At 65.9% G+C, this 24,041-nt stretch carries 23 protein-coding genes and 1 tRNA gene; 15 read left to right on the top strand and 9 right to left on the bottom strand.

Annotation, left to right across the window (positions count from 1 at the left end; translation table 11 throughout):
• Window positions 1-2 precede the first annotated feature (2 nt).
• Window positions 3-158, top strand: coding sequence for a hypothetical protein (locus SPMU_RS09425; RefSeq protein WP_169715653.1), 156 nt, complete (start codon window positions 3-5; stop codon window positions 156-158).
• A 150-nt stretch (window positions 159-308) separates the two neighbouring features.
• Window positions 309-2,267, top strand: coding sequence for a hybrid sensor histidine kinase/response regulator (locus SPMU_RS09420; protein WP_245832971.1), 1,959 nt, complete (start codon window positions 309-311; stop codon window positions 2,265-2,267).
• A gap of 101 nt (window positions 2,268-2,368) precedes the next feature.
• Here the strand turns inward: SPMU_RS09420 and SPMU_RS09415 are convergent, their stop codons facing one another.
• Window positions 2,369-3,448 carry an alkene reductase gene (locus tag SPMU_RS09415; protein WP_088333591.1) on the bottom strand — a complete coding sequence of 360 codons (1,080 nt, stop codon included), beginning with the start codon at window positions 3,446-3,448 and terminating at the stop codon, window positions 2,369-2,371.
• Window positions 3,449-3,511: 63 nt separating this feature from the next.
• Between SPMU_RS09415 and SPMU_RS09410 the strand changes: the two genes are divergently transcribed.
• The 6 genes from SPMU_RS09410 (at window position 3,512) to SPMU_RS09385 (ending at window position 9,615) form a co-directional block, all read left to right on the top strand.
• Window positions 3,512-4,426 carry a DMT family transporter gene (locus SPMU_RS09410; protein WP_088333590.1) on the top strand — a complete coding sequence of 305 codons (915 nt, stop codon included), beginning with the start codon at window positions 3,512-3,514 and terminating at the stop codon, window positions 4,424-4,426.
• 80 nt (window positions 4,427-4,506) lie between these two features.
• Complete coding sequence (locus tag SPMU_RS09405) at window positions 4,507-5,175, top strand: COQ9 family protein (RefSeq protein WP_425442163.1); 669 nt, start codon at window positions 4,507-4,509, stop codon at window positions 5,173-5,175.
• 81 nt (window positions 5,176-5,256) lie between these two features.
• Window positions 5,257-5,511 carry a FeoA family protein gene (locus tag SPMU_RS09400; RefSeq protein WP_088333589.1) on the top strand — a complete coding sequence of 85 codons (255 nt, stop codon included), beginning with the start codon at window positions 5,257-5,259 and terminating at the stop codon, window positions 5,509-5,511.
• Window position 5,512: 1 nt separating this feature from the next.
• Entirely contained in the window at window positions 5,513-7,369 is a 1,857-nt protein-coding gene (gene feoB, locus SPMU_RS09395; protein WP_088333588.1) for a ferrous iron transporter B, read from the top strand.
• Window positions 7,370-7,378: 9 nt separating this feature from the next.
• Entirely contained in the window at window positions 7,379-7,948 is a 570-nt protein-coding gene (gene ssb / locus SPMU_RS09390) for a single-stranded DNA-binding protein (protein WP_088333587.1), read from the top strand.
• A gap of 122 nt (window positions 7,949-8,070) precedes the next feature.
• Window positions 8,071-9,615: a sensor histidine kinase gene (locus SPMU_RS09385; protein ID WP_245832968.1), complete on the top strand. Its 1,545-nt coding sequence runs from the start codon at window positions 8,071-8,073 to the stop codon at window positions 9,613-9,615.
• On the opposite strand, the gene SPMU_RS09380 is transcribed toward SPMU_RS09385, so the two are convergent.
• Genes SPMU_RS09380 through metX form a run of 3 tightly spaced genes read right to left on the bottom strand, consistent with a single transcriptional unit; the run spans window position 9,590 to window position 11,720 of the window.
• Complete coding sequence (locus tag SPMU_RS09380; RefSeq protein WP_211275757.1) at window positions 9,590-9,985, bottom strand: response regulator; 396 nt, start codon at window positions 9,983-9,985, stop codon at window positions 9,590-9,592. The genes SPMU_RS09385 and SPMU_RS09380 overlap by 26 nt on opposite strands.
• Window positions 9,982-10,608: a methionine biosynthesis protein MetW gene (metW, locus tag SPMU_RS09375; protein ID WP_088333585.1), complete on the bottom strand. Its 627-nt coding sequence runs from the start codon at window positions 10,606-10,608 to the stop codon at window positions 9,982-9,984. Before metW ends, SPMU_RS09380 begins: the two co-directional genes overlap by 4 nt.
• Window positions 10,605-11,720, bottom strand: a complete 1,116-nt coding sequence (gene metX, locus SPMU_RS09370) for a homoserine O-acetyltransferase MetX (RefSeq protein ID WP_088333584.1) — start codon at window positions 11,718-11,720, stop codon at window positions 10,605-10,607. Before metX ends, metW begins: the two co-directional genes overlap by 4 nt.
• A gap of 185 nt (window positions 11,721-11,905) precedes the next feature.
• Here metX and hisC point away from each other — a divergent pair, with 185 nt between their 5' ends.
• Together hisC and SPMU_RS09360 are read left to right on the top strand one after the other, a co-directional pair.
• Entirely contained in the window at window positions 11,906-13,003 is a 1,098-nt protein-coding gene (gene hisC, locus SPMU_RS09365; protein ID WP_088333583.1) for a histidinol-phosphate transaminase, read from the top strand.
• Window positions 13,004-13,148: 145 nt separating this feature from the next.
• Window positions 13,149-14,057, top strand: a complete 909-nt coding sequence (locus SPMU_RS09360; protein WP_088333582.1) for a prephenate/arogenate dehydrogenase family protein — start codon at window positions 13,149-13,151, stop codon at window positions 14,055-14,057.
• Between the two features lie 19 nt (window positions 14,058-14,076).
• On the opposite strand, the gene SPMU_RS09355 is transcribed toward SPMU_RS09360, so the two are convergent.
• The 4 genes from SPMU_RS09355 to ftsE are packed head-to-tail and all read right to left on the bottom strand — an operon-like array spanning window position 14,077 to window position 16,921.
• Complete coding sequence (locus tag SPMU_RS09355) at window positions 14,077-14,790, bottom strand: lysophospholipid acyltransferase family protein (protein WP_342746441.1); 714 nt, start codon at window positions 14,788-14,790, stop codon at window positions 14,077-14,079.
• Complete coding sequence (locus tag SPMU_RS09350; protein ID WP_088333581.1) at window positions 14,791-15,324, bottom strand: YdcF family protein; 534 nt, start codon at window positions 15,322-15,324, stop codon at window positions 14,791-14,793.
• Window positions 15,321-16,217 carry a cell division protein FtsX gene (locus SPMU_RS09345; protein ID WP_088333580.1) on the bottom strand — a complete coding sequence of 299 codons (897 nt, stop codon included), beginning with the start codon at window positions 16,215-16,217 and terminating at the stop codon, window positions 15,321-15,323. The genes SPMU_RS09350 and SPMU_RS09345 overlap by 4 nt, the downstream gene beginning before the upstream one ends.
• Window positions 16,214-16,921 carry a cell division ATP-binding protein FtsE gene (ftsE, locus tag SPMU_RS09340; RefSeq protein WP_088333579.1) on the bottom strand — a complete coding sequence of 236 codons (708 nt, stop codon included), beginning with the start codon at window positions 16,919-16,921 and terminating at the stop codon, window positions 16,214-16,216. The genes SPMU_RS09345 and ftsE overlap by 4 nt, the downstream gene beginning before the upstream one ends.
• Window positions 16,922-17,075: 154 nt before the next feature.
• Here ftsE and SPMU_RS09335 point away from each other — a divergent pair, with 154 nt between their 5' ends.
• The 3 genes from SPMU_RS09335 to trhO all read left to right on the top strand — a co-directional run bounded on the left by SPMU_RS09335 (window position 17,076) and on the right by trhO (window position 19,158).
• Complete coding sequence (locus SPMU_RS09335; RefSeq protein WP_088333578.1) at window positions 17,076-17,924, top strand: zinc-ribbon domain-containing protein; 849 nt, start codon at window positions 17,076-17,078, stop codon at window positions 17,922-17,924.
• A 149-nt stretch (window positions 17,925-18,073) separates the two neighbouring features.
• Window positions 18,074-18,160 (top strand) — tRNA-Leu (locus tag SPMU_RS09330).
• A 65-nt stretch (window positions 18,161-18,225) separates the two neighbouring features.
• On the top strand, window positions 18,226-19,158 hold the full coding sequence (gene trhO, locus SPMU_RS09325) for an oxygen-dependent tRNA uridine(34) hydroxylase TrhO (protein ID WP_088333577.1): 933 nt from the start codon (window positions 18,226-18,228) through the stop codon (window positions 19,156-19,158).
• A gap of 223 nt (window positions 19,159-19,381) precedes the next feature.
• Here trhO and SPMU_RS09320 read toward each other — a convergent pair whose 3' ends face one another.
• Window positions 19,382-20,713, bottom strand: coding sequence for an MFS transporter (locus SPMU_RS09320; RefSeq protein WP_088333576.1), 1,332 nt, complete (start codon window positions 20,711-20,713; stop codon window positions 19,382-19,384).
• A gap of 150 nt (window positions 20,714-20,863) precedes the next feature.
• On the opposite strand from SPMU_RS09320, the gene cyoA reads away from it, so the two are divergent.
• Together cyoA and cyoB are read left to right on the top strand one after the other, a co-directional pair.
• Window positions 20,864-22,036 (top strand): ubiquinol oxidase subunit II, encoded by a 1,173-nt coding sequence (gene cyoA / locus SPMU_RS09315; protein ID WP_088333575.1) that lies wholly within the window; start codon window positions 20,864-20,866, stop codon window positions 22,034-22,036.
• 16 nt (window positions 22,037-22,052) lie between these two features.
• Window positions 22,053-24,041: a cytochrome o ubiquinol oxidase subunit I gene (gene cyoB, locus SPMU_RS09310; protein ID WP_088333705.1), complete on the top strand. Its 1,989-nt coding sequence runs from the start codon at window positions 22,053-22,055 to the stop codon at window positions 24,039-24,041.

The raw sequence follows: 24,041 nt of genomic DNA, 5'->3' as shown, positions 1-24,041 counted from the left end.
CTGTGGACAAGAACGGCACCAACGAAACCGAACGGCCAAACCTGTCGACCGAGCACCAGGAGGACGGTGACGCGATGCGCCCCTCCGACACGCTCGACAAGGGTCAGAAGAATGAACAAACCATCGAACGCAAGACGTCACTGACGAAGAACGAATAAGCGGGTGCGAGCCGCCGGGGATCGCTGCGCGCCGCAGCGCACCCGGCGCAGCACGACGAATAATTTGGTCAGGAAAACTGCCCGTTCTCATCAGTAACCCGCCATTTTCATTGCGGAAATGTTGCCAGCCCCATACGCCGGGTTTCATCAATGAGCGCGATCCGCAACCAGCACCTGCTCGCCATGGAGAATGAGCGTCGTATCCAGCTTTTGCTGGACGCGGTGAAGGATCACGCCATTTATCTGCTCGATGCGGATGGCTTCGTAGCCAGCTGGAATACGGGCGCGCAGCGTTTTAAGGGATATAGCGCCCACGAGATCATCGGCGAGCACTTCTCCCGCTTCTACACGCCCGAGGACCGCGCAACCGGGCTGCCAGAGCGCGCGCTGCAAACCGCGGCTTCTGCCGGCAAGTTCGAAGCGGAAGGATGGCGGGTCCGCAAGGACGGGCAGCGTTTCTGGGCCAATGTGGTCATCGATCCTGTCCGCGACGAAACGGGCGCCTTGATCGGCTATGCCAAGGTCACGCGCGACATCAGCGAGAAGAAGGAAGCGGAGCGCGCGCTGTTCCGCAGCGAGCAGCAGTTCCGCCTGCTGGTGCAAGGCGTCCGTGATTACGCGATCTACATGCTCGATCCCGATGGCAATGTGTCCAGCTGGAACACCGGCGCGCAGGCGATCAAGGGCTATGACGCCGATGAAATCATCGGGCATCATTTCTCGCGCTTCTATTCCGCGGCGGATCGAGAGGCAGGTGAGCCGGCCAAGGCGCTGCGCACCGCGCTGCTTCAAGGTTCCTTCGAAAAGGAGGCGCGGCGTGTTCGCAAAGATGGGACGACGTTTTGGGCGCACGTAGTCATCGTTTCCATTTACGACGATGCGGGCGTGCTGACGGGCTTTGCCAAGATCACCCGCGACGTCACCGAGCGGCGGCGGGCGCAGGAGGACCTGGAGATCGCGCGCGAAGCGCTGGCGCACAGCCAAAAGATGGAGGCGATCGGGCGGCTGACCGGTGGGGTCGCGCACGATTTCAACAATCTTCTCACCATCATTCGTTCCTCGGCTGACCTGCTGCAGTTGGGAAATCAAACCGAAGCGAAACGGCAGCGTTACATCTCGGCGATCGCGGAAACCGCCGATCGCGCGGCACAGCTGACGGGCCAATTGCTCGCATTTGCCCGCCGTCAGCCGCTGGAGCCCGAAGTCTTCTCGGTTGGGGAGCGGGTTCGTGGGCTGGAGCGGCTGATCAGCACCACAGTCGGCTCGCCGGTGACGGTGAAGATCGAGATCGACGCGGACATAGGCTCGGTAGCCGCAGATCCGAACCAGTTCGAATCGGCGCTGCTCAACATGGCGATCAACGCGCGAGACGCGATGCCCAGTGGCGGGGAGTTGCGGATTTCGGCCCGCAACGTCCGCCAGGTCCCTTCGGTTCGCCGACATGCGGCGATCGAGGGCGATTTCGTCGCGGTGGACATTGCGGACACCGGCACCGGAATGGACGCCGAGACCCAGGCCCGCATTTTCGAGCCGTTCTTTACCACCAAGGAAGTGGGCAAGGGCACCGGGCTCGGCCTCAGCCAAGCCTATGGGTTCGCCAAGCAATCGGGCGGCGAGATCAGCGTGCAGAGCCGCTCCGGCGAGGGCAGCACCTTCACCATCTATCTCCCCCGTTCCACGGCGCGACCAGCGGCGGAAGAGGCCCGGCCCCTCCCCGCGCAGTTGCGCGAGGAACTGCCGACGCAGCGGGTGTTGATGGTGGAGGACAATGAAGTCGTTGGCCGGTTCGCGCTCGCCTTGCTGGAGGAACTCGGCCAGTCCACCGCCTGGGCAACCAATGGCGAGGCCGCGCTCAAGACCCTGGAGGCCGAGAACGGCGCGTTTGATCTGGTATTCACCGATGTGGTGATGCCCGGAATAAGCGGCGTGGACCTTGCCAAGCAGGTGGAACGCCGCTGGCCGGATTGCCGCGTGGTGCTGACCAGCGGATACAGCCATGTGCTGGCGGAGGAAGGCAACCACGGCTTCCCACTGCTGCGAAAGCCGTATTCGCTGGAGCGGCTGATGGAGGTGATCGGCGTCCGAGGGCCAACGAACGCTGAGGCCTGAGCTCTTGCGCAGGCCGGCGCTGTACCCGTGCGCGGTCAAGCCAGTTTAAAAGCGGGGCGAAGGTGCCACCACGCCTTACGGCGCGGCGGCACCCTGATCGGTCAGGCCGCGGCCTGCTCCTGATATGCCGGATAGTCGATATAGCCTTCCGGCCCCTTCGAATACCACGTCTTGGGATTGTCCTGCGCCAGAGGCACGCCATTGCGCAGCCGCTCCACCAGATCGGGATTGCCGATAAAGGGGCGCCCGAATGCGATCGCATCGGCGACGCCGGAATCGAGATCGGCCTGCGCCTTTTCCAGCGTATAATCCTGGTTCAGCACCAGCGGGCGCGTGAAGGCCTTGCGAATATGCGGGCTCAGCTTGGGGACCGTGGTCGCACCAAAGGTGCCGTCAGGCGCCTGCTCGCGCAGCTCGAGGAAGGAAATACCAAGCTCGTCCAGCACCTTGGCCGCCGGAATGAAGACGGCTTCCGGGTTGCTGTCATCAGCGCCCTGGGTCTCGCCGTTGGGCGACAGACGGATGGACGTGCGCTCGGCGCCGGCCACTGCGATCACCGCTTGCACGGCTTCCTTCATGAAGCGAATGCGGTTTTCCGGCGAACCACCGTAATCGTCATCACGCAGGTTCGTGTTGTCGCGCAGGAATTGGTCGATCAGATAGCCGTTCGCGCCGTGCAGCTGCACGCCGTCGAAGCCGGCGGCGAGCGCGTTGCGGGCGGCTTCGGCATATTGCTCGATCGCTTCCTTGATCTCGTCCAGAGTCGCGGCACGCGCTTCGCCATAGGGGTTCTTGTCCGGCACGGGATAAGGCGCCCGCGTAACGGAGGCCGACAGCGGCTGCAGCTTGTTCACGTCCGGACGCGCCAGACGGCCTTGGTGCCAGAGCTGCGCGATGATCTTGCCGCCCGCCTCGTGAACCGCCTCGGTGATCGGCTTCCATGCTTCGATCTGCGCCTCGCTCCAGATGCCGGGCGCATTGGGCCAGCCCAGGCCCTGGGGGCTAATGCCGGTCGCCTCGGAGATGATCAGGCCGGCGCTGGCGCGCTGGCGATAATACTCGATCATCATCTCGGTCGGCACGTGATCGGCATCGGCCCGCGTGCGGGTCAGCGGGGCCATCAGCACGCGGTTGGCGGCGCGGATCGCGCCCAGTTCGATTGGGTCGAATAGGCTTGGCATAAAACTCCCCTTCCGTTTCGCTTTGCTACGGGACTTGCCCGACGTAGGTGGTTACGGGGCAGCATGCACGAGGGACCCGCCCCAAGAAAAGCTACATCGCGCCCAAGCGGCGGGGCGCTGGCCTTTGTCGCCTTGCTCGGTGGCAACATCGCGCTTGCCTTCGGACCGTGGTTCGTTCGGCTGGCTGACGTCGGGCCCGTGGCTGCCGGCTTCTGGCGGATCGGCCTCGCCACCCCGCTGCTTCTCGCCCTTGCAACGCTTACCGGCGGTCGTCCGATGGCCAGCGCCCGTGGGCTTGCCTGGGTGCTTGCCGGCTCGGGGCTCCTGTTCGCTGGCGATCTCGCTAGTTGGCATGTCGGCATTCTTCATACCAAACTCGCCAACGCGACCTTGTTCGGCAACGCCGCCACTTTCGTGTTCCCGCTCTACGGCTTTCTCGTGGCGCGAGCCTGGCCCACGCGGATGCAGGGGCTAGCGCTCGGCCTTGCCGCGGTTGGTGCGGCACTGCTGATGGGCCGGTCTTATCAGCTCGATCCGCAGAACCTGGTCGGCGATCTGCTCTGCCTCGTGGCGGGCATCCTCTATGCCGGCTATTTCATCCTCATGTCGCGCGCGCGCGCCAGCATGGCGCCACTGCCCGCGCTGGGCCTGTCCTCCGCCGCAACGGTCTTGCCGCTTCTGATCGCTGCTGCCCTGCTGGGCGAGCGCATCTGGCCTCAGGACTGGACGCCGTTGCTCGGCCTCGCCTTGTGCAGCCAGGTGATCGGCCAGGGACTGATGATCTATGCGCTTGGACGTTTCAGCCCGCTTGTGATCGGGCTTGCCCTTCTGACGCAGCCGGTGGTGGCGGCAACGGTCGGCTGGCTCGCCTATGGCGAAGCGCTTGGTACGGCGGATTTCGCCGGCGCGGTGCTCGTGGCGGCGGCGCTGGTGCTGGTGCGAATTGCGCCCGAACGGCGCGCGTCGGTGACGGGCTGAACCGACGGGCGAACGAACCTGCGCGCGGTCCACGTCAGAGTGGCGCCGCAAGGTGGCAATTGCGGTGCCATCGCGCTTATATGCAGATCATGACCGACACCGCAGACCTCACGCTTGACGAGATCCGAGTCCTTCTCGCGCCCGCCATTGCCGAGAATGCCGCGTTTGACGGGTGGGGACCGGCGGCGCGGGACATGGCCGCGGAGATGAACGGCGTCGATCGCGATGTCGCCGCGCTCGCCTTTCCGGGCGCGGCTGTGGACATGATCGATGCCTGGTTCGCCAGCGTAGACGCAGCAATGATCGCGGCGCTTCCTGCCGAGCAGCTCACGGCCATGAAGATCCGGCAGCGGATCACTGCCTTGGTCGAGGCGCGGCTTGCCGCCACCGCGCCGCACCGCGAAGCGCTCCGTCGTGCGTTGGCGATCCTCGCGATGCCGCAGAACATCGCCACCGCCGCCAGGCTTGGCTGGCGCAGCGTGGATGCGATGTGGCGCGCCGCGGGAGACACCGCGACCGACTATAATCATTATACCAAGCGTGGCTTGCTGTTCGCCGTTTATGGCGCGACCGTCACTGTCTTCCTGGATGACGAGAGCGAGCACCACGCCGATACGCGAGCTTTCCTCGCGCGCCGGATCGACGGCATCATGCGATTTGAAAAGGCGAAGGCCAGCATGACACGGCGCGCCCAGCACCGGCCAAGCCTGTCACGCTTCGTCGGCCGGCTCCGCTACCCCGCAGTCTAGGGGCGTTCGGCTCGCCCCATTGCGGCCTGCAATCGGGCGTGGTGAATTGATAATCGTTCGCAATCCGTTTACAGGGCGCCTGTGCTCGCTCCTGCCCCCCTCCCGCTCGAATCGCTCCCGCTGCGTCGCCGGGCGACGATTGCCGAAATCGCCTGGGGCAGGTTGGCCTTGCCAGAGGCGCGGCGGCTGCGCGAATTCGGTTTCGAGGAAGGGATGCATGTCGAGCTGCTGCATCGCGCCACCTTGTTTCGCGGTCCCGTCGCTTGTCGCATCGGCCGCATGACGGTGGCGCTGCGGCGCAACGTCGCCGCCGCCATCACGGTGACGGTCGACTAACATGAGCATTCTTCCGCTGGTCGCGCTTGTCGGCAACCCCAATGCCGGCAAGTCCGCGTTGTTCAACGCCCTGACGGGTGCCCGGCAAAAGGTCGGCAATTACCCCGGCGTTACGGTGGAGCGGCATTCCGGCCGACTGTCGCTCGACGATGGCCGCCCGGTGGAGCTCGTGGATCTTCCCGGCACTTATAGCCTCGATCCGTCTTCACCTGACGAGCAGGTGACGCGCGACGTCCTCTTTGGCCGGCAGGTGGGGGAGCGCCGGCCGGATGTGCTGGTGGTGGTGGTAGATGCCGCCAATCTTGATCTTCACCTTCGCTTCGCTCTCCAGCTGATCGCGCTTGGCCTGCCGGTCGTCGTGGCGCTCAACATGGTCGATCTTGCCGAGCGCGACGGCCTCACCCTGTCTGCCGAGGCGCTTTCACGCGAATTGGGCGTGCCGGTGGTGCCCACGGTCGCCGTGCGCAAGCGCGGCCTGGACGTGCTGCGCGCCGCCCTCACCACCGCGGTCGAGGGAAGCGGCAAGCAGGCGCCGGCAGCCGATGCCCCTGAAGAGCAGCCGATCGCGCAGCTTCAGCGCCGCGCACGGGAGATCGCGCGCGCCGCCACTGTGTCCGAAACGCCCACGCGTCGCTGGAACCACGCGCTCGACACCATTGCCTTGCATCCGATGCTGGGGCCGATCGTGCTCGTCGCGTTGATGTTCGTCATGTTCCAGGCGGTGTTCAGCTGGTCCGAAGCGCCGATCGGCTGGATCGAGGGCGGCTTCGCGGCAGTGGACGAAGCGGTCCGCGGTGCAATGCCGGAAGGCCTCCTGCGATCCATGATCACCGACGGGTTGATCGCGGGTGTCGGCGCCGTGCTCGTCTTCCTTCCCCAGATCCTGATCCTGTTCGCGTTCATCCTCGTGCTGGAGGCGTCGGGATATATGGTGCGCGCCGCCTTCCTGATGGACCGGATGATGGCCGGCGTCGGCCTGTCCGGCCGCGCCTTCATTCCCTTGCTCTCCAGCTTCGCCTGCGCCGTGCCCGGGATCATGGCGACCCGCACGATCAGCGACGAAAAGGACCGGCTCACCACGATCCTGATCGCCCCGTTGATGACCTGCTCGGCGCGCCTGCCGGTCTATACGATTATCATCGGCGCCTTCATCCCCGATCGCAGCGTTGCGCCCGGCGTGGGGCTACAAGGCTTGGTGCTGCTCGGCCTGTACCTCGCCGGGATCGCCGGTGCCTTCGTCGCCGCGCTCGTCCTGCGCCAGACGGTGACCAAGGGCGATTCCTCGGGCTTCATGATGGAAATGCCGCGCTATCAGATGCCGCGCCTCTCCGACATTGCGATCGGCCTGTGGAGCCGTGCCTGGATATTCGTGAAGCGCGCCGGCACGATCATCGCGCTGACCACCATTGTCCTCTGGGCCCTGCTCAGCTTCCCGCGCGCACCCGAAGGGCAAAGCCAGGTCGATCACTCGATTGCCGGCCGCATCGCCAGCGGAATCGAAGTCGTGGTGAAACCGATCGGCTTCAATCACGACATCGCGCTGGCACTGCTTCCGGCGATGGCAGCCCGCGAGGTTGCGGTGTCGGCGATCGGCACGGTTTACGCGGTGGACGATGCCGAAGATGCCGCGGGCGCGCGCACGATCGTCGAGAATCTGCAGCGCCGCTGGTCGCTGCCCACCGCGCTCGCATTCCTGATGTGGTTCGTGTTCGCCCCGCAGTGCATATCCACCATCGCGGTGACGCGGCGCGAGACGAACGGGTGGAAGTGGCCGCTCTTCATGGTTGGCTATCTGTTCGCCGCCGCTTACATCATGGCCGGAATCACATACTGGCTCGCGGTCGCCGCGGGCCTCTGAGGGGCCCCAATGGCAGGCAGCGTTAACAAGGTAATTCTCGTCGGCAATCTCGGGCGCGATCCCGAATCGCGCTCGTTCCAGAACGGCGGCAAGGTGGTGAACCTGCGTATCGCCACCAGCGAAAGCTGGAAGGATCGCAACAGCGGCGAGCGCAAGGAAAAGACCGAATGGCATTCGGTCGCGATCTTCAACGAAGGCCTGGCCAACGTCGCCGAACGCTTCCTGCGCAAGGGCTCTAAGGTCTATATCGAGGGCCAGCTTCAGACCCGCAAATGGCAGGACCAGAACGGGCAGGATCGCTATTCCACCGAAGTGGTGCTGCAGGGCTTCAACAGCGTGCTGACCATGCTGGACGGCCCGGGCGGGGCCGGCGGCGGGGCTGGCGGCGTCCGCGATCCGGGCGGCCGCGACGATTTCGGCGGCGCTGATGATTTCGGCGGTGGCGGCGGCGGCGGTGGCGGCGGCGGCGGTGGCGGTGGCGGCGGTGGCGCAAGCCGTGGCGGCGGCAACAAGGGCGGCGGCTTCGGCCAGTCGCGCGGCGGCTTCGCGGACGATCTGGACGACGACGTCCCCTTTTAGGATCAAAGGCCGGCGCTGGCGGTTGATGACTGGTCCGTCTGGAGCATCCAGCCGGCGCCACCGCGAGGTACGATGGCCTTGCTTGACCGCCGCCGACTGCAGCGACTGACCCGATTGGAACCGTGACGCCTTCTTCTCCGCCAATCCTCGACGAGACCGCGCGTGAGCGGATCCTGGCGCTGTACGATCTCGCCGGCGCGCGGGACGATGGCGTGCTGGACGATCTGGTCTCCTTCGCGGCGGAGCTGTGCGCCGCGCCGACGGCGCTGGTCAGCGTGGTGGAAGAGGAGGCGCAGGTCTTCCTGTCGCGGGCGGGCACCGACCTGGAAGGCACGCCGCGCTCCCAGTCCTTTTGTGCCTATGCCATGCACGGCCAGCACATGATGGAAGTGCCGGACGCGCAGCAGGATGCGCGCTTTGCGGATAATCCGCTAGTCACCGAGGCACCGCACATCCGCTTCTACGCCGGCGCGCCGCTGACGACCCGGGAAGGCGTTCCGATGGGCGCGATCTGCGTGCTGGACGGTGCGCCGCGCGAAGGCCTGACGCCATTCCAAACGCGCGGCCTTGAGATACTCGCCACCACGGCAATGGCGCGCCTCGAGGCGCGGCGCGCAGCCCGCGAGCAGCGGGAGCAGCGCCGATCGGCGGCGCAGGCACGTGCCGCGCTGGCGGATAGCGAAATGCGGTTCCGCACGCTGGCGGATACGATGCCGCAAATGGTCTGGTCGACGCAGCCGGACGGCTTCCACGATTATTACAATGCACGCTGGTATGAGTTCACCGGCGCACCCGCGGGCACCACCGATGGCGTGGGTTGGAACAACATGTTCCACCCCGACGATCAGGACCGCGCCTGGCAGGTCTGGCGCCACAGCCTGACGACGGGCGAGCCCTACCAGATCGAATATCGCCTGCGGCACTTTGACGGCACCTATCGCTGGGTGTTGGGCAGAGCCTTGCCGATCCGTGACCAAGCCGGCGAAATCACGCGCTGGTTCGGCACGTGCACCGACATTCACGAACAAAAACTCGCGCTGGAAGAGCGCGAAGTCATCAGCCAGGAATTGTCCCACCGGATCAAGAACATCTTCGCCGTGATCGGCGGGCTGATCCAGATAGCGGCGCGTGCCGACCCGCCGCTGCTGCCGCTCGCCGCCGATCTGCGGGAGCGGATCGCCGCGCTCGGCCGCGCGCATGATTTTGTCCGACCGCACAGCCCCAATTCGCGTCCAACGGCGCACCAGGATAGCTTGCGCGGTTTGCTGGACGAACTCCTGGCACCCTATCAGTCACATCCGGGTGAGCGTGTGACGATCACGGGGGTGGACGTGCCTGTCGACGATCGCGCTGCCACGCCGCTCGCGTTGCTCTTTCACGAGCTCGCCACCAACGCGAGCAAATATGGCGCGCTATCCACCGCTACCGGGAGAGTGACGATCGACATCAGCCGTGAGGGCGCGCGATCGCGAATTCTCTGGCGGGAAGATGGCGGCCCGCGTGTCGATCCGGCGACAAAACCGGCCGGGTTCGGCAGCCAGCTGATCGAGCTAAGCGCCGTGCGTCAACTCGGCGGGACGGTGAGCCGCGATTGGCGGCCCCAGGGCTTGGAATTGGTGTTGGACCTTCCGAACGCGTCGTTCAGCCGCGCGCACCGATCCGGATGACGTCATCATCCGCGGCGCTATCCTGATGGCCGGTCGCCAGTGCTGCCGCCGCTAGGATCGCACGATCGCTGAACGGCTTGCGCACATATCCCAATGCCTCGGACGGGATGCCGATCTGCGACGGATTGGCGGTAACGAAAACGACCTTCACGCCATGATCGCGCGCGATCTGCTCGGCGATCTGCGGCCCGGTTGGCCCATCACGCAGGTTGATGTCGACAAAAGCAAAGGAACAGCCCGGCGCTGCGGCAAGCGCCTGGTCGCTGTCCGCTGCGATGGCCGCGACCTGATAGCCGGCATCAACAAGGATCCGTTCGAGATCCAACGCGACGAAGATTTCGTCTTCAATGATCAAAGCTGTCTTGGTCATGATATGTTGCCGTGCAACACAGAAGAAGCCCGATCGGTTCCACGAAGAAGAAATATTGCATGTTCGGCCAGGACATTCGCCGCGGCTGATCGCGTCTGCTTGTCACCCGACAGGAACCAGGCCCCTTCAACTGTGATGCCCCGCTCGTGCAAATGGGCGCGAAAATCGTCCACGGTCAGATGGTGGATGTTGGGCGTGTCGTACCAGCGCTCGGGCAAGAGACGGGTGACCGGCATCCGCCCGCCCCACAGCAGCGACAGCCGCACGCGCCAATGGGCGAAGTTTGGAAAGCTGACAAAGGCGTGGCGCCCGATCCGCAGCAGCTGGCCGAGCACCGCATCCGGCGCACGGCAGGTCTGCAGCGTCTGACTCAGGATCGCGTAATCGAAACTCGCATCGGGATAGCCGGACAGATCGATATCCGCGTCGCCTTGGATCACGCTGAGCCCGCGGCCCACCGCCGCGCCCACGTTGCGCGGATCGAGCTCCAGCCCGCGCGCATCCGCCTGTTTGGAATCGCGCAGTGCCGCCATCAGCGCGCCGTCACCGCAGCCCACGTCGAGCACGCGGCTTCCCGGCGCCACATGATCGGCAATGATGGCAAGATCCGCCCGCAAGGTCATGATGCCGTGCCCAAAAAGCCTGCGACGACGCGGTTCATGTCCGGCGAGTCGAGCAAAAACGCGTCATGGCCATATGGGCTCGATAGCTCCACGAAGCTCACCGGCGCGCCGGCGGCATTGAGCGCCTGCACGATGCTGCGCGATTCGCGGGTAGGATACAGCCAGTCCGTATCGAAACTGATCAGCGCAAAGCGCGCACGGGTTTGTCGAAACGCGTTGGCCAGCAACCCGCCATGCTCCTCCGCCAGATCGAAGTAATCCATCGCACGGGTGATATAGAGGTAGGAATTGGCATCGAAGCGATCGACAAACGCGATGCCTTGATAGCGCAGGTAGCTTTCCACCTGGAAATCGGCATCGAAGCCGAAGCTCTTCGCCTCTCGCGCTTGCAGCCGCCGCCCGAACTTCTCGGTCAGCCCCGCTTCGGACAGATAGGTGATGTGCGCCGCCATGCGCGCCACCGCCAGCCCGGCGGCCGGCACGTCATGCCCATAATAGTCGCCGCCGCGCCAATTGGGATCGGCCATCACTGCCTGCCGCCCGACCTCGTGGAACGCGATGTTCTGCGCCGAATGCCGCGCCGCCGACGCGATCACCACCACCGCTTCCACGCGATCGGGGAAGGTCGCGGGCCAGCTCAGCGCCTGCATGCCGCCCATCGACCCACCGATCACCGCCTTCAGCCGATCGACCCCCAGGTGATCCAACAACAGCGCCTGCGCGCGTACCATGTCCCGGATGGTAATCACCGGAAAGCTCATGCCGAATGGCTGCCCGGTCGCATCAACGGTCGCCGGACCGGAAGATCCCATGCAGCTGCCGATCACATTCGCGCACACCACGAAAAAGCGATCGGTATCCACCGGCCGCCCCGGTCCCACCATCTGCGTCCACCAGCCCGGCTTTCCCGTGCGCGGATTGGCGCCCGCGACGTGCTGGTCCATCGTCAGCGCGTGGCAGATCAGGACGGCATTGCCGCGATCGGGCGCAAGCGTGCCATAAGTCTCATAGGCGATCTCAACCGGCGCAAGCTGCCCCCCGCCGTCCAACGGCAGCGGACCTGGCAGAATGACGTGGCGCTGGAGACCGAAACGCTGGTCGTCGGCGGACATGGCTGCGCGCTAGCATCCCGGCGCGGGCGGGGGAAGCGACCTGACACGCACGCGAAGCACCGAGCCGCGAATTGTCGAAATCCCGTTATGCCGGGAGAAGCTTGGCGCGATCGCGCTAGTCGACGACCGCAGCACGATGCCCACCCGTTGCCATCCCCCGCGCCCGCCCGCTATGCGCCCGCTCCATGACTGGACCCGTTCCCAAACCATGGATCATGCAGATCGCCCCTTATGTGCCCGGGCGATCGACAACCGACGATGGACGCAAGGTCGCCAAGCTATCGTCCAACGAGAACCCGCTCGGCACCAGCCCCAAGGCGCGTGAGGCGTTCGCCGCCGCGGCGACCAGCCTGGAGCGCTATCCCGATGCCAGCGCCAACGAGCTGCGCGAGGCGCTCGCCGCCAAGCACGGGCTTGATCCCGCCCGCATCATCTACGGCAATGGCTCGGACGAGGTGCTGCACCTCGTCGCCGGCGCGTTCGCCGGGCCGGGCGACGAGGCGATTTACGTCAACTACGGCTTTGCGGTCTATCCGATCGCGATCCGCCGGGTGGGTGCCACACCGGTGATCGCGCCGGACCAGGATTATGCGACTGACGTTGATGCGATCCTCGCCGCAGTGACCGAGCGCACCCGGATCGTGTTCGTCGCCAATCCCAACAACCCAACCGGCACCTACGCGCCGCGTGCGGAGATCGAGCGGCTCCACGCTGGCCTCCGTCCCGACATCCTGCTCGTCCTCGATCACGCATATTCGGAATATATCGACGGCGGCGACGATGACGGCGGCATGGCGCTGGCGGCAAGCGCCCCCAACGTGCTCGTCACCCGCACCTTCTCCAAGATGTACGGGCTGGCGGCGGAGCGGATCGGCTGGGGCTATGGCGCGCCGGCGATCATCGAGGCGATGCACCGCATCCGCCTGCCATTCTCGATCACCATCGCCGGCACGGCAGCGGCAGTGGCGGCGCTCGGCGACACCGACTTCGTCGCACACACTGCCGCGCACAATGCCAAGTGGCGGGCGTGGTTCTCCGACGAGATCGCGAAGCTCGGCAACGCCGGCCTGCGCGCCATCCCGAGCCAGGCGAACTTCGTCCTCGTCGTCTTCGAAGGCGATCTGACCGCGGAGGCCGCCTACAAGGGGCTGATGGACGCCGGCTACATCGTCCGCTGGCTGCCCGGCCAGGGGCTGCCGCAGGCGCTGCGCATCACCATCGGCACCGAGGATGAGACCAAAGGCGTCATCGCCGCGCTTCGCCAGATGACGGGCGCGGCCTAAGCGCCCGGAACAAACTCTTCGTGCATCACCCCGGCCTTGTGCCGGGGGCCATGGTTCCGCAAACTCATCGGTCATTGAGTGCGCGGCTAGCTGGATGCCGGGGCGAGCCCGGCATGACGACGAAGCGGGTTAACGGAGATTGGAAGTGCTACCCTTTGCCCGCGTCTCCATCATTGGCCTCGGCCTGATCGGCTCCTCGGTCGCACGGGCGGTGCGCCAGCACATGCCGACCGTGCGCCTCACCGGGCATGATGCAGATGCGGACGTGCGCGCCCGCGCCGATGCGCTCGGCATTGTCGACGACATCACCGACACGCTGGGCGCCGCCGTGACCGATGCGGAGCTGGTGATCCTGTGCGTTCCGGTCGGGGCGATGGGCGAGGTCGCCGCCGAGATGGCGGCCGACCTGCCGTCAGAAGCGATCGTCAGCGATGTCGGCAGCTGCAAGGCGGAGGTCGTGCGCGCCCTCACGGCCGCGTTGCCCGGCACCACCATCGTTCCCGCTCACCCTGTCGCCGGCACGGAGCAGAGCGGCCCCGAGGCCGGATTCGCCAGCCTTTTTCAGGGCCGCTGGTGCATCGTCACGCCGCTGCCGGATGGTGACCCGGTCGCTACCGAGCGGGTCGCCGAATTCTGGCGCCGGCTCGGCAGCATGGTGGAGATCATGGCGCCCGATCACCATGATCGCGTGCTGGCGATCACCAGCCACCTGCCGCACCTTATCGCCTATACCATCGTCGGCACCGCCAACGATCTGGCAGAAGTCACCCAGTCGGAAGTGATCAAATTCTCGGCCGGCGGCTTTCGCGATTTCACCCGCATCGCCGCATCGGACCCGACCATGTGGCGCGACGTGTTCCTCGCCAACAAGGAGGCGGTGCTGGAAATGCTGCAACGCTTCAGCGAGGATCTGTCGCACCTGCAACGCGCGATCCGCTGGGACGATGGCGACACGCTCCACGATCTGTTCTCGCGCACCCGCACCATTCGCCGGTCGATCGTCGATCAGGGCCAGGATGACGCCGCGGCGGATTTCGGCCGCAAGCACGATTGATCGGGAGGGAAGCGCGGAATCAGCCCGCCGCCTGCCCCACGCGCCCTTCCAGCTCCAGCGCGTTGATCGCCTCCCACACGCGCTGCTCCGCTTCCCGCCGCGGCAGCCCCGGCGGGATCACCTCGCCGATCCGGATGGTGACGACGCCCGGCCGCTTCGCGCCCTTCTTTGGCAGCAATCGCCCGCTATCCAGCGCGATCGGCACCACCGGCAGGCTCAGCGCCTTGTAGAGCCCGGCAAAGCCTGATCGCAGCGGCGGGGTCTCGCCCGGCGGCACGCGCGTTCCCTCGGGATAAACAATCACGGAACGCCCCCTCGCCCGCATGGCCGCGCCCTCGGCCATCAACTGACGCAGCGCCTTGGCCGAGGCTTCGCGGTCGACCGCCATCGATCCATATAGCCGCGTCGCCCAGCCCCACATGGGAATGCGCGCCAGCTCGCGCTTCAGCACCATCGCCGGGCCGCCCAGGATCAGTTGCAGCTCGGTCGTCTCGTACATTGCCTGATGCTTGGCGGCGAACAGATACTGCCCCTCCGGTATCGTACCTTCCAGCCGGGTGGTGATCCCCAGGATGTGGCGCGCCGTCCAGCGCTGTAGACGCGCCCAGCGATGCGCATGGTGGATCACCGCGCGCTCGCCGAATGGCGCAAACAGCGCCACGCCCAGCACGATGAACACCGATCCGGTGTAGAAGACGATCTGGTAGGCGATCGTCCGAAGCCAGTTCATCATTCAGTCGATCCCGGTCCACAAGGCGATCCGGCGCAGGATCAGCTTGTTATACTCGTTCACCAGCCGGCTCAGCCGATGCTCCGCGGGCACCCCGTCGCGCAGGATCTGGACGTCCCGGTCCAGCATCGCGCCCAATTCCATACGCGCGCGCGCCATGTGCCAGTCGGCCGTCACGAGCCGAATGGATTTGTAGCCATGTTCGCGCACCCAGCGGCTGGTCTCCTCCGCGTTGGAGCGTGTATCCACCGCTTCCGGCCCCAGATCGACGCAGCAGGCGATCGCCGCCGCATGACCGTTGGCCGCGACGAGATCCGCCTTGCGCAGCCCGGTTGCCACGCCGGTGACGAGCATGCGCTTGGCGCGCTTGTCGTCAATCAGGGAAAGCCCGCGCGGAATGCGCCCCGGCCCGCCCGTCGGCACCACGAGCGCGTCGGTCGTGAGCCGTGGGTCCGCCGGTTGCGCCAGCGTCAGCATGAAGACGGCAAAGCCAAGGCTCCAGGCAACCGCCACCAGCGCGATCAACCGCGCGATCACAGCACTGACTCCAGCGCGCGCGTGATGGTGAAGCGCGCGGCGAGCGCCGCCAGCAGCACGAACGCGATCGGGAGCATGGCAAGCGTCGCCCAGCCCGATGGCCCGAGGCTCGCCTGGCCCAGCAGTTGCGATCCAAGCTCCGCCGCCTGCGCACTCACGAGGAGCAGCATGGCGATCGCCGCCAGGCTGCCGATCGCCGCGCCCACGCCCGCATCGCGCGCGATACGCCGCTGAAACAACCGCGCGACCTGAACGTCGGTCGAGCCAAGCATGTGCATCACTTCGATCGTGTGGCGGTGCGCGTCCAGCCCGGCGCGCGCCGCCAGCACCACCACCGCCGCGGTCGCCGTCGCGAGCAGGACGACGAGCACGAACGCGATCAGCACGACCAGATCGAGGAAGTCGGCCACCGGCGCCATCCACGCCTCCTGCGCATCGACCCGGGCCGAGGGCGCCACGCGGTTCAGCGCAGCACGCACGCGCGACAATGTTGCCGGCCCTTCAGTGGCGAGCTCCAGGTCGATCATCGTCGGCACCGGCAGGTCGGGGTCGGCGCCATCATCGCCGAGCCAGGGGCGCAGCAGCGCCGCAAGCTCCTCCCGGTCCACGAGCTCGGCACGCCGCACGTCGGGCATCCCGCGCAACGCCGACAGAGCCTTTCCCGCCTCCGCCTCCTGCCGCGTCGGATCGCTCGCCACCAGTTGCACGGTCGCCCGTCCGACGAGCTCGCTTTCCAGCGCATTGGCCGCGTTGCGCGTCGCCAGCCCCAATGCCGCGCCCAGCACGGTCAGGAACAGCATGATGGCGATGATCCACACCATCGCGCGCACGCCGCGCGCTTCGTCCAGCACCCGCCGGGTGCGCTCGGCGTTCTGGGCAACGGGCCCGCTCATGCCGGTTCCCGCGCGGGTGGGTGGCGCAGCGTGCCCGTGGGATCCTGCAGGCGCCCCTTCACCAGCCGCATCATCTGCGCGCCCGACACCCGCTGCATCAACTGAATGTCGTGGGTCGCCACCACCACGGTGGTGCCCAGCCGATTGAGCGAATCGAACAACAGCAGCAATCGATCGGCCATCTCCGGATCGACGTTGCCGGTCGGCTCGTCCGCAACCAGCATCTCGGGCCGCGCGATAACCGCGCGCGCGATCGCCACGCGCTGCTGCTCCCCGCCGGACAGCGTCTCCGGCTTCGCATCAGCCTGGTCGGCCAGCCCCACCCAGGCGAGCATCTCGCTGACCGGGTCGGCGATCTCCGCTTCCGGCATCCCCGCAATACGCAGCGGCAGCGCGACGTTATCCGCGGCCGACAGATGCGGCACCAGCCGGAAATCCTGAAAGACCACGCCGATACGCCGGCGAAATCCCGGCAGCCGGCCGCGTGGCATGGTCACCGCATCTTCGCCGAACAGCCGGATGATCCCGCGGCTTGGCCGCTGCGAAAGATACAGCAGCCGGAGCAGCGACGTCTTGCCCGCGCCGCTCGCGCCGGTCAGGAAATAAAAGGATCCCGGCGCCAGGGCGAAGCTGATGTCGGACAGCGTTTCTGGCCCGTTGCCATAGCGCAGCCCCACATTTTCGAACTGCACGATATTCGCCATTGCGGCGCCGTTCGTCCTTTACCCACTGATGCCCCGCACCCGCCATCGCACGATGCGCCGCAATCCTTCAACCTCCGCTTGCATGCGGCGCAAGGGGCGTGTTTAGATTCGCGATGGCTTCAGCCCTTTCGTTCCCCGCCGGTAGCGCCCTGCGATGATCCTGCAATGTCCCGAATGCCGCACCCGCTATCTGGTGCCCGACACCGCAATCGGCGCGGAAGGGCGGACGGTTCGTTGCGCGCAATGCCGGCATAGCTGGCATCAGGAGCCCGACGCGCGCGCTGCGGAGGCGATCGCCGCCGCAGCAACAGCGCCCGCCGCACCGCGTCCGTCCGTATCGCCGGCGAGTGATCAGGCACCATCCCCGGGTGCCCCGCTTGCTTCTGTTCCGTCAGAGGCGACGGCCCCCGCGGCTCCGCAGCAGGCTGCTACCGCCCCGCTCGCGGGCCATGCCGACCCATCACCAACGCTCGGCCACACGCCGCCGCCGCTGTCGTCGGCACAGCCGGCGCAGCCGCCGCTCGGCCAGCCCCCGGCGTCAGGCGATGCCAAACCGTCGCGCCCCCGCCCGCGCACCAATCCCGCGCGCCGCTGGACGCTGGCTGCCGTGCTCGCGGCGCTCCTGATGCTCGTCGCGGTGGGCGCGATCCTGTGGACCAGCGCGCCAGGGCTCGCGACTCAGCTCGGCCTGTCCTTGGGCCCGAAGGAATCGCCCCTGCGGCTCATCGACAATCCGATCGAGCGGCGCGAGATCAGCAACGGCAGCGAATTGTTCGCGGTCAGCGGCAAGGTGCTGAACCCGTCGAACGAGCGCCAGCGCGTGCCGGACATTCGCGCCGACCTGCGCGACGCGCAGAACCGGGTCGTCTTTACCTGGACGATCATCCCCCAACAGCGCACGCTAGCGCCGAAAAGCGCGATCGACTTCAATTCGGCCAAGCTCGACGTGCCCGCCAGCTCCAAGAAGCTGGAGCTGAGCTTCGTCGGCGAAGACGGCGAATAGCCCCGCGATTGCCGGGGTGAACGGTCCTGAAGAGCATGGCCTGCCGCAATCTTTTCGCGTGCAATCAGCAAAGCCCATTGCCAGCCCCCGGAACCCTTGCTAGGGGCGCGCTCCTGCCAGCCGCCGGCTCAGCCCGGCGGACATCACGTGCGGTCGTGGCGGAATTGGTAGACGCGCAACGTTGAGGTCGTTGTGTCCGAAAGGACGTGGAAGTTCGAGTCTTCTCGACCGCACCATTGATATACGGCGGGGGCTACCAACGCTCTTCGGAGCGCCCCTCCCGTCCTCCTGACGGCACCCTATGACCCAGCCTTTCCGCACCGCGGCTCTTTATCAATTCACCCGCTTCTACGATCCCGCCGCCCTGCGCCCGCCGCTCGAGGCGATCTGCCATGCGCATGACATCGGCGGCACCCTGCTCCTCGCCACTGAAGGGCTGAACGGCACGATCGCTGGCCGCGCCGATGATCTGGAGGCCGTGCTCGCCCATTTGCGCACGCTGCCCGGCTGCGAAGCGCTGGTGGTCAAATATGCCTGGGCACCTGAGATGCCGTTTCACCGGATGAAGGTCCGGCTGAAAAAGGAAATCGTCTCCATGGGGCAGCCCGGGCTCGATCCCGTGCATGACGCCGGCACCTATGTCGCACCCGAGGACTGGAATGCGCTGATCGACCGGCCGGACACGATCGTGATCGACACGCGCAACGATTACGAAGTCGCGATCGGCACCTTCCCCGGCGCGATCGACCCGCAAACGCGGACCTTCCGCGACTTCCCTGAGTGGTTTCGCGCCAATCGCGACCAACTGATCGCCGATGGTACCAAGGTCGCGATGTTCTGCACCGGCGGTATTCGCTGCGAAAAGGCAACGGCCTTCCTGAAGGCGGAGGGCGTGGAAGACGTCTTTCACCTCGAAGGCGGCATCCTGAACTATCTGGAAAAGGTGCCCGCGGACGAAAGCCGCTGGGCCGGCGAATGCTTCGTGTTCGACGAGCGCGTCGCCGTCACACCCGATCTCGCGCCCGGCACGCACGTTCTCTGCCGCGCCTGCCGCCGCCCCGTCAGCCCGCAGGAGCGCGCCTCGCCCTTGTACGAAGAAGGCGTCAGCTGCCCCGCCTGCCACGCCGATCTTGATGACGACAAGCGCGCCCGCCTCGCCGAGCGCCACCGCCAGGAAGCGCTCGCCCAAGCCCGCGGCACCCGCCACGTCGGCGCCAAGATGGGCGACGACTGACACGCTCGTTGGTAAGCTGCTGCTGCCTGTAACTGGCGGCCCAGTCCACCGGACGCGCATCACCCAGACGCGCCGCAGCTTTCCACATATCGGGCCAGCGCCCCCCCTGACTTGCTTCGCCGCGGGCGGCTTCGATGCGTCCGTCAGCCCGTTCGACGAGCTCAGCTGTTAGCGGCGCCGCGCGCACGCGTCACAGGTGCAGGCACGCCGCCGCTGCCGGAGATCAGGCAGCCCGGCGGCCGAACTCCTTGTTCATCGCCAGTGCGCCCAGCGTGCAGATCGCACCGGACAGGAGGTATAGGCCCACCGACCACAGGCCAAAGCGGCTCGCCAGGAACAGCGCAACCAGCGGCGCAAAGCCGGCGCCGATCACCCAGGCGGCATTGGCCACGATTGCCGCACCGGTATAGCGGCTTTCCGGCGGAAAGTTGCTGTTCACCGCACCCGAGGACTGGCCAAAGGCGAGCCCCAGCAGCGCAAAGCCGCCCAGCATGTAGATCGCCTCGCCGACCTGGCCGGCGCCCAGCAGGCGCGGCGCAAAGCCGCTGTACACCGCAATCAGCACGGCGGAGACGCCCAGCACCGCGCGCCGCCCGACCCGGTCGGCAATCACGCCCGACGCCAGAATGGCGAGGAGGCCGATGACCGCGCCCAACGCCTCAATGCCCAGGAAGCGCACCGGCTCCTCCTCGGCGAACAACGTCACCCAGGACAGCGGAAACACCGTAACGAGGTGGAACAGCGCGAAGCTGGCGAGCGGCGCGAACGCGCCCAGCACGATCGTGCGCCGCTCGCGGAACATGGTCGCAAAGGCAGGCGATGGCTGAAGCTCACGGCTCTGGAACAACCGCTCGAACTCCGGCGTCGCCACGAGTCGCAGCCGCGCGAACAGCGCCACCACGTTGATCGCCAGCACCACGAAGAACGGATAGCGCCAGCCCCAGCTGAGGAAATCCTCCGGGCTCAGGATCGCCAGGAAATAGGCGAACAGGGAGGCCGCCACCAGCAGGCCGAGCGGCGCGCCGAGCTGCGGGATCATCGCATACCAGCCGCGCTTCTCCTCGGGCGCGTTGAGCGACAGCAGCGACGGCAGCCCGTCCCACGCGCCGCCCAGCGCCACGCCCTGTCCAATCCGGAACAGCGCCAGCAGCAGCGCCGAAAGGGTGCCGACCTGCGCGTAGCTTGGCAGCAGCGCCAGTGCCATGGTGGAGCCGCCGAGCAGGAACAGCGAAATCGTCAGCTTGGTGCCGCGGCCGTGGACCCGGTCCACCCACATGAAGAGCAAGGTGCCGAACGGGCGAGCAAGAAACGCCAGCGCGAAGATCGCAAAGGAATACAGCGTGCCCGTCACCGCATCGACATAGGGGAACACCAGCTTGGGAAAGACCAGCACCGACGCGATCGCATAAACGAAGAAGTCGAAGAACTCGCTGGTGCGACCGATGATCACGCCAATCGCGATCTCGCCCGGAGCGATCTCCTTGTGGCGGGCATTCACCAGCCGTGCGTCGCGCTCAAGGGGCGTTGAGTCCGCCGCAGTGGTCGATGCAGTCATTCGTCATGCTCCCGCGGCGATCCGCCGTGCAATAATGGTTGGCCCGCGTCGGGGTTCATTACTACACTCCTGTGCCGGAGGTACGCTAGTGACGGGATTGGACAAATTGTCCAATGTAGCGTCCGGCGGACTTGGCCTAGGAGCGTTCATATGCCCGACCATCCCGCCCCGCTGGCACGGCTCGCCCGTGCGGCCCTGATCCCGCTCCTGCTGTGCGTTGCCGGTTGCCAGGGCGCCGTGCTCGACCCTGCCGGCGACATCGCGCTTCAACAACGCAACCTGATCTATGCGTCGGTCGGGTTGATGCTGCTCATCATCGTGCCGGTGATGATCCTGACGGTCGTGTTCGCCTGGCGCTACCGCGCGGGCAACAAGGAAGCGACCTATGATCCGCATTTCGATCACTCAACCTCGCTGGAGCTGATCATCTGGTCCGCGCCGCTGCTGATCATCATCGCGCTTGGCGCCTTGACCTGGTCCAGCACGCACCTGCTCGATCCCTTCCGCCCGCTCAACCGGATCTCGGCCACCAAGGCGGTGGATAAAAAGCAGAGGCCGCTTCAGGTGCAGGTGGTGTCGCTCGATTGGAAGTGGCTGTTCATCTATCCCGAGCTTGGCATTGCCACGGTGAACGAGCTGGCGCTGCCGGTCGATCGGCAGGTCCGCTTCGACATGACGTCCAGCAACATGATGAACACCTTCTACGCCCCCACCCTTGCCGGCATGATCTACACCATGCCGGGGATGCGCAGCACGCTGCATGCCGTACTCAACCGCCCGGGCGAATATGAGGGCATGTCCGCCAACTATTCGGGCGCCGGCTTCTCCTACATGCGCTTCAAGCTGCGCGGGCTGGATGATGCCGCCTTTGCGCGTTGGGTGGGTGAGGTGAAGGGCCGCGGGATGCCGCTGGATACCGCCAACTATCTGAAGCTCGAAAAGCCGAGCGAGAAGGTGCCGGTGATGCACTTCGCCAGCGTCGATCCCAGCTTGTTCCAACGCGCTTACGAGCGCTGCGTCACGCCGGGCACCCCGTGCATGAGCGAGATCATGGCGCGCGATCATGCGGCCGGTGGCGGCGGCAAGCCGCATCCGATGAAGGCTGGGGAGGGCATGCCCTCGGGCCGCCAGTCGCTCCCGCGTGAAAAGCCGGAGGGCGGGCTGATGAAGGACACGGACGAAATCACGCCCGTGCCGCACAATTCGAAACCGCGCCAGCCGGGCGTACCCGGCACCACCGACCCCGACTCGCCCCGCAATCGCGACCTTTCGTTCCTCTCTCTGCCAGCCACGCCGGGCCATGCCCGCGCGGCGCGCGGCTGAGCCCCGGAGCCCTTCGATGTTCAACGAAACCGTCCTGAAGACGATCTTCGGTCGCCTCAGCTTCGAATCCTTCCCGATCCACGAGCCGATCCTGATCGCCACGTTCCTTGGCGTGGTGGTGATCGGCCTCGGCATCGTCGGCGCCATCACGAAGTACAAATTGTGGGGCTATCTGTGGACCGAATGGTTCACCAGCGTGGACCACAAGAAGATCGGGATTATGTACATAATCCTGGGCATCATCATGCTGCTGCGCGGCTTTGCCGATGCGATCATGATGCGCGCCCAGCAAGCAGTCTCGTTCGGCGCGAACGAAGGCTATCTGAACGCGCACCATTACGATCAGATCTTCACCGCGCACGGGACGATCATGATCTTCTTCGTCGCGATCCCGCTGGTGGTCGGCATCATCAACTATGTGATGCCGCTGCAGATCGGCGCGCGCGACGTGGCCTTCCCCTTCCTCAACAATTTCAGCTTCTGGCTCACCGTGGCGGGCGCTGGCCTGGTCATGGTGTCGCTGTTCGTTGGTGAGTTCAGCCGCGGCGGCTGGCTCAATTACGTGCCGGTCGCGAACCTCCAGAACAGCCCCGATACCGGGCCCGATTATTACCTCTGGGCGCTACAGATCGCCGGCATCGGCACCACGCTGTCGGGCATCAACATGGTCGTCACGATCATCAAGATGCGCGCGCCGGGCATGACGATGATGAAGCTGCCGGTGTTCTGCTGGACGGCCTTGTGCAGCAACGTGCTCGTCATCGCGATCTTCCCGGTCCTCACCGCCGCCTTTGCGATGCTGATGCTCGATCGGTACGTCGGCACCAACTTCTTCACCAATGATCTCGGCGGCAACCCGATGATGTATTGGAACCTGGTGTGGATTTGGGGTCACCCAGAGGTTTACGTGCTCATCCTGCCGATCTTCGGCATCTATTCGGAAGTCACCTCGACCTTCACCGGCAAGCGGCTCTTCGGCTATTCGTCCATGGTTTACGCCACGGTGGTCATCACCATCCTGAGCTACCTGGTGTGGCTGCACCACTTCTTCACCATGGGCTCGGGCGCCAGCGTCAACAGCTTCTTTGGCATCGCGACGATGGTCATCTCCATCCCGACCGGCGCGAAGATCTTCAACTGGCTGTTCACCATGTATCGTGGCCAGATCCGGTTCGAGCTGCCGATGCAGTGGGTGGTCGCCTTCATGCTCACCTTCGTGGTGGGCGGCATGACGGGCGTGATGCTCGCGATCCCACCGGCTGACTTCGTGCTGCACAACTCGCTGTTCCTGGTGGCGCACTTCCACAATGTGATCATCGGCGGCGTCGTGTTCGGCCTGTTCGCCGGCATCGATTACTGGTTCCCCAAGGCCTTCGGCTTCAAGCTCGATCCGTTCTGGGGCCGCATCCACTTCTGGGGCTGGGTGATCGGCTACTGGGTTGCGTGGACGCCGATGTATGTCGCCGGCCTGATGGGCGTCACCCGCCGGCTGCGCCACCTCGACGATGCAACGCTGCAGCCGCTGTTCATCATCGCCGCGATCGGCGTTGCGATCATCGCGATCGGCATCGCTGCCTTCGTGATCCAGATCGTGGTCAGCATCATCAACCGGGACAAGCTGCGCGTCGGCGACGATCCGTGGAACGGCCGCACGCTGGAATGGGCGACCAGCTCGCCCCCGCCGGCGTACAACTTTGCCTTCACGCCGGTCGTGCACGATCTCGACGCCTGGCACGACATGAAGGAGCGCGGCCACCAGCGCCCGACGGGCGGCTACATGCCGATCCACATGCCGCGCAACACCGGCGCGGGCGTGATCCTGTCGGGTCTCGCCGCCGTCCTCGGCTTCGCGATGGTGTGGTACATCTGGTGGCTGGCAGCGGTGAGCTTCGTTGCGATGATCGGCTACGGCATCGCTCATACCTTCAACTACAACCGCGATTATCACATCTCGGCCGAGGAAGTGGCCGAGACGGAACGCAAGAACGCGCTGGCGGGAGCCTGA

It is taken from the genome of Sphingomonas mucosissima (assembly GCF_002197665.1).
GTDB lineage: Bacteria > Pseudomonadota > Alphaproteobacteria > Sphingomonadales > Sphingomonadaceae > Sphingomonas > Sphingomonas mucosissima.
The sequence above is the reverse complement of the archived record's forward strand: the minus strand, read 5'-3'. Positions and strand labels throughout refer to the sequence as shown.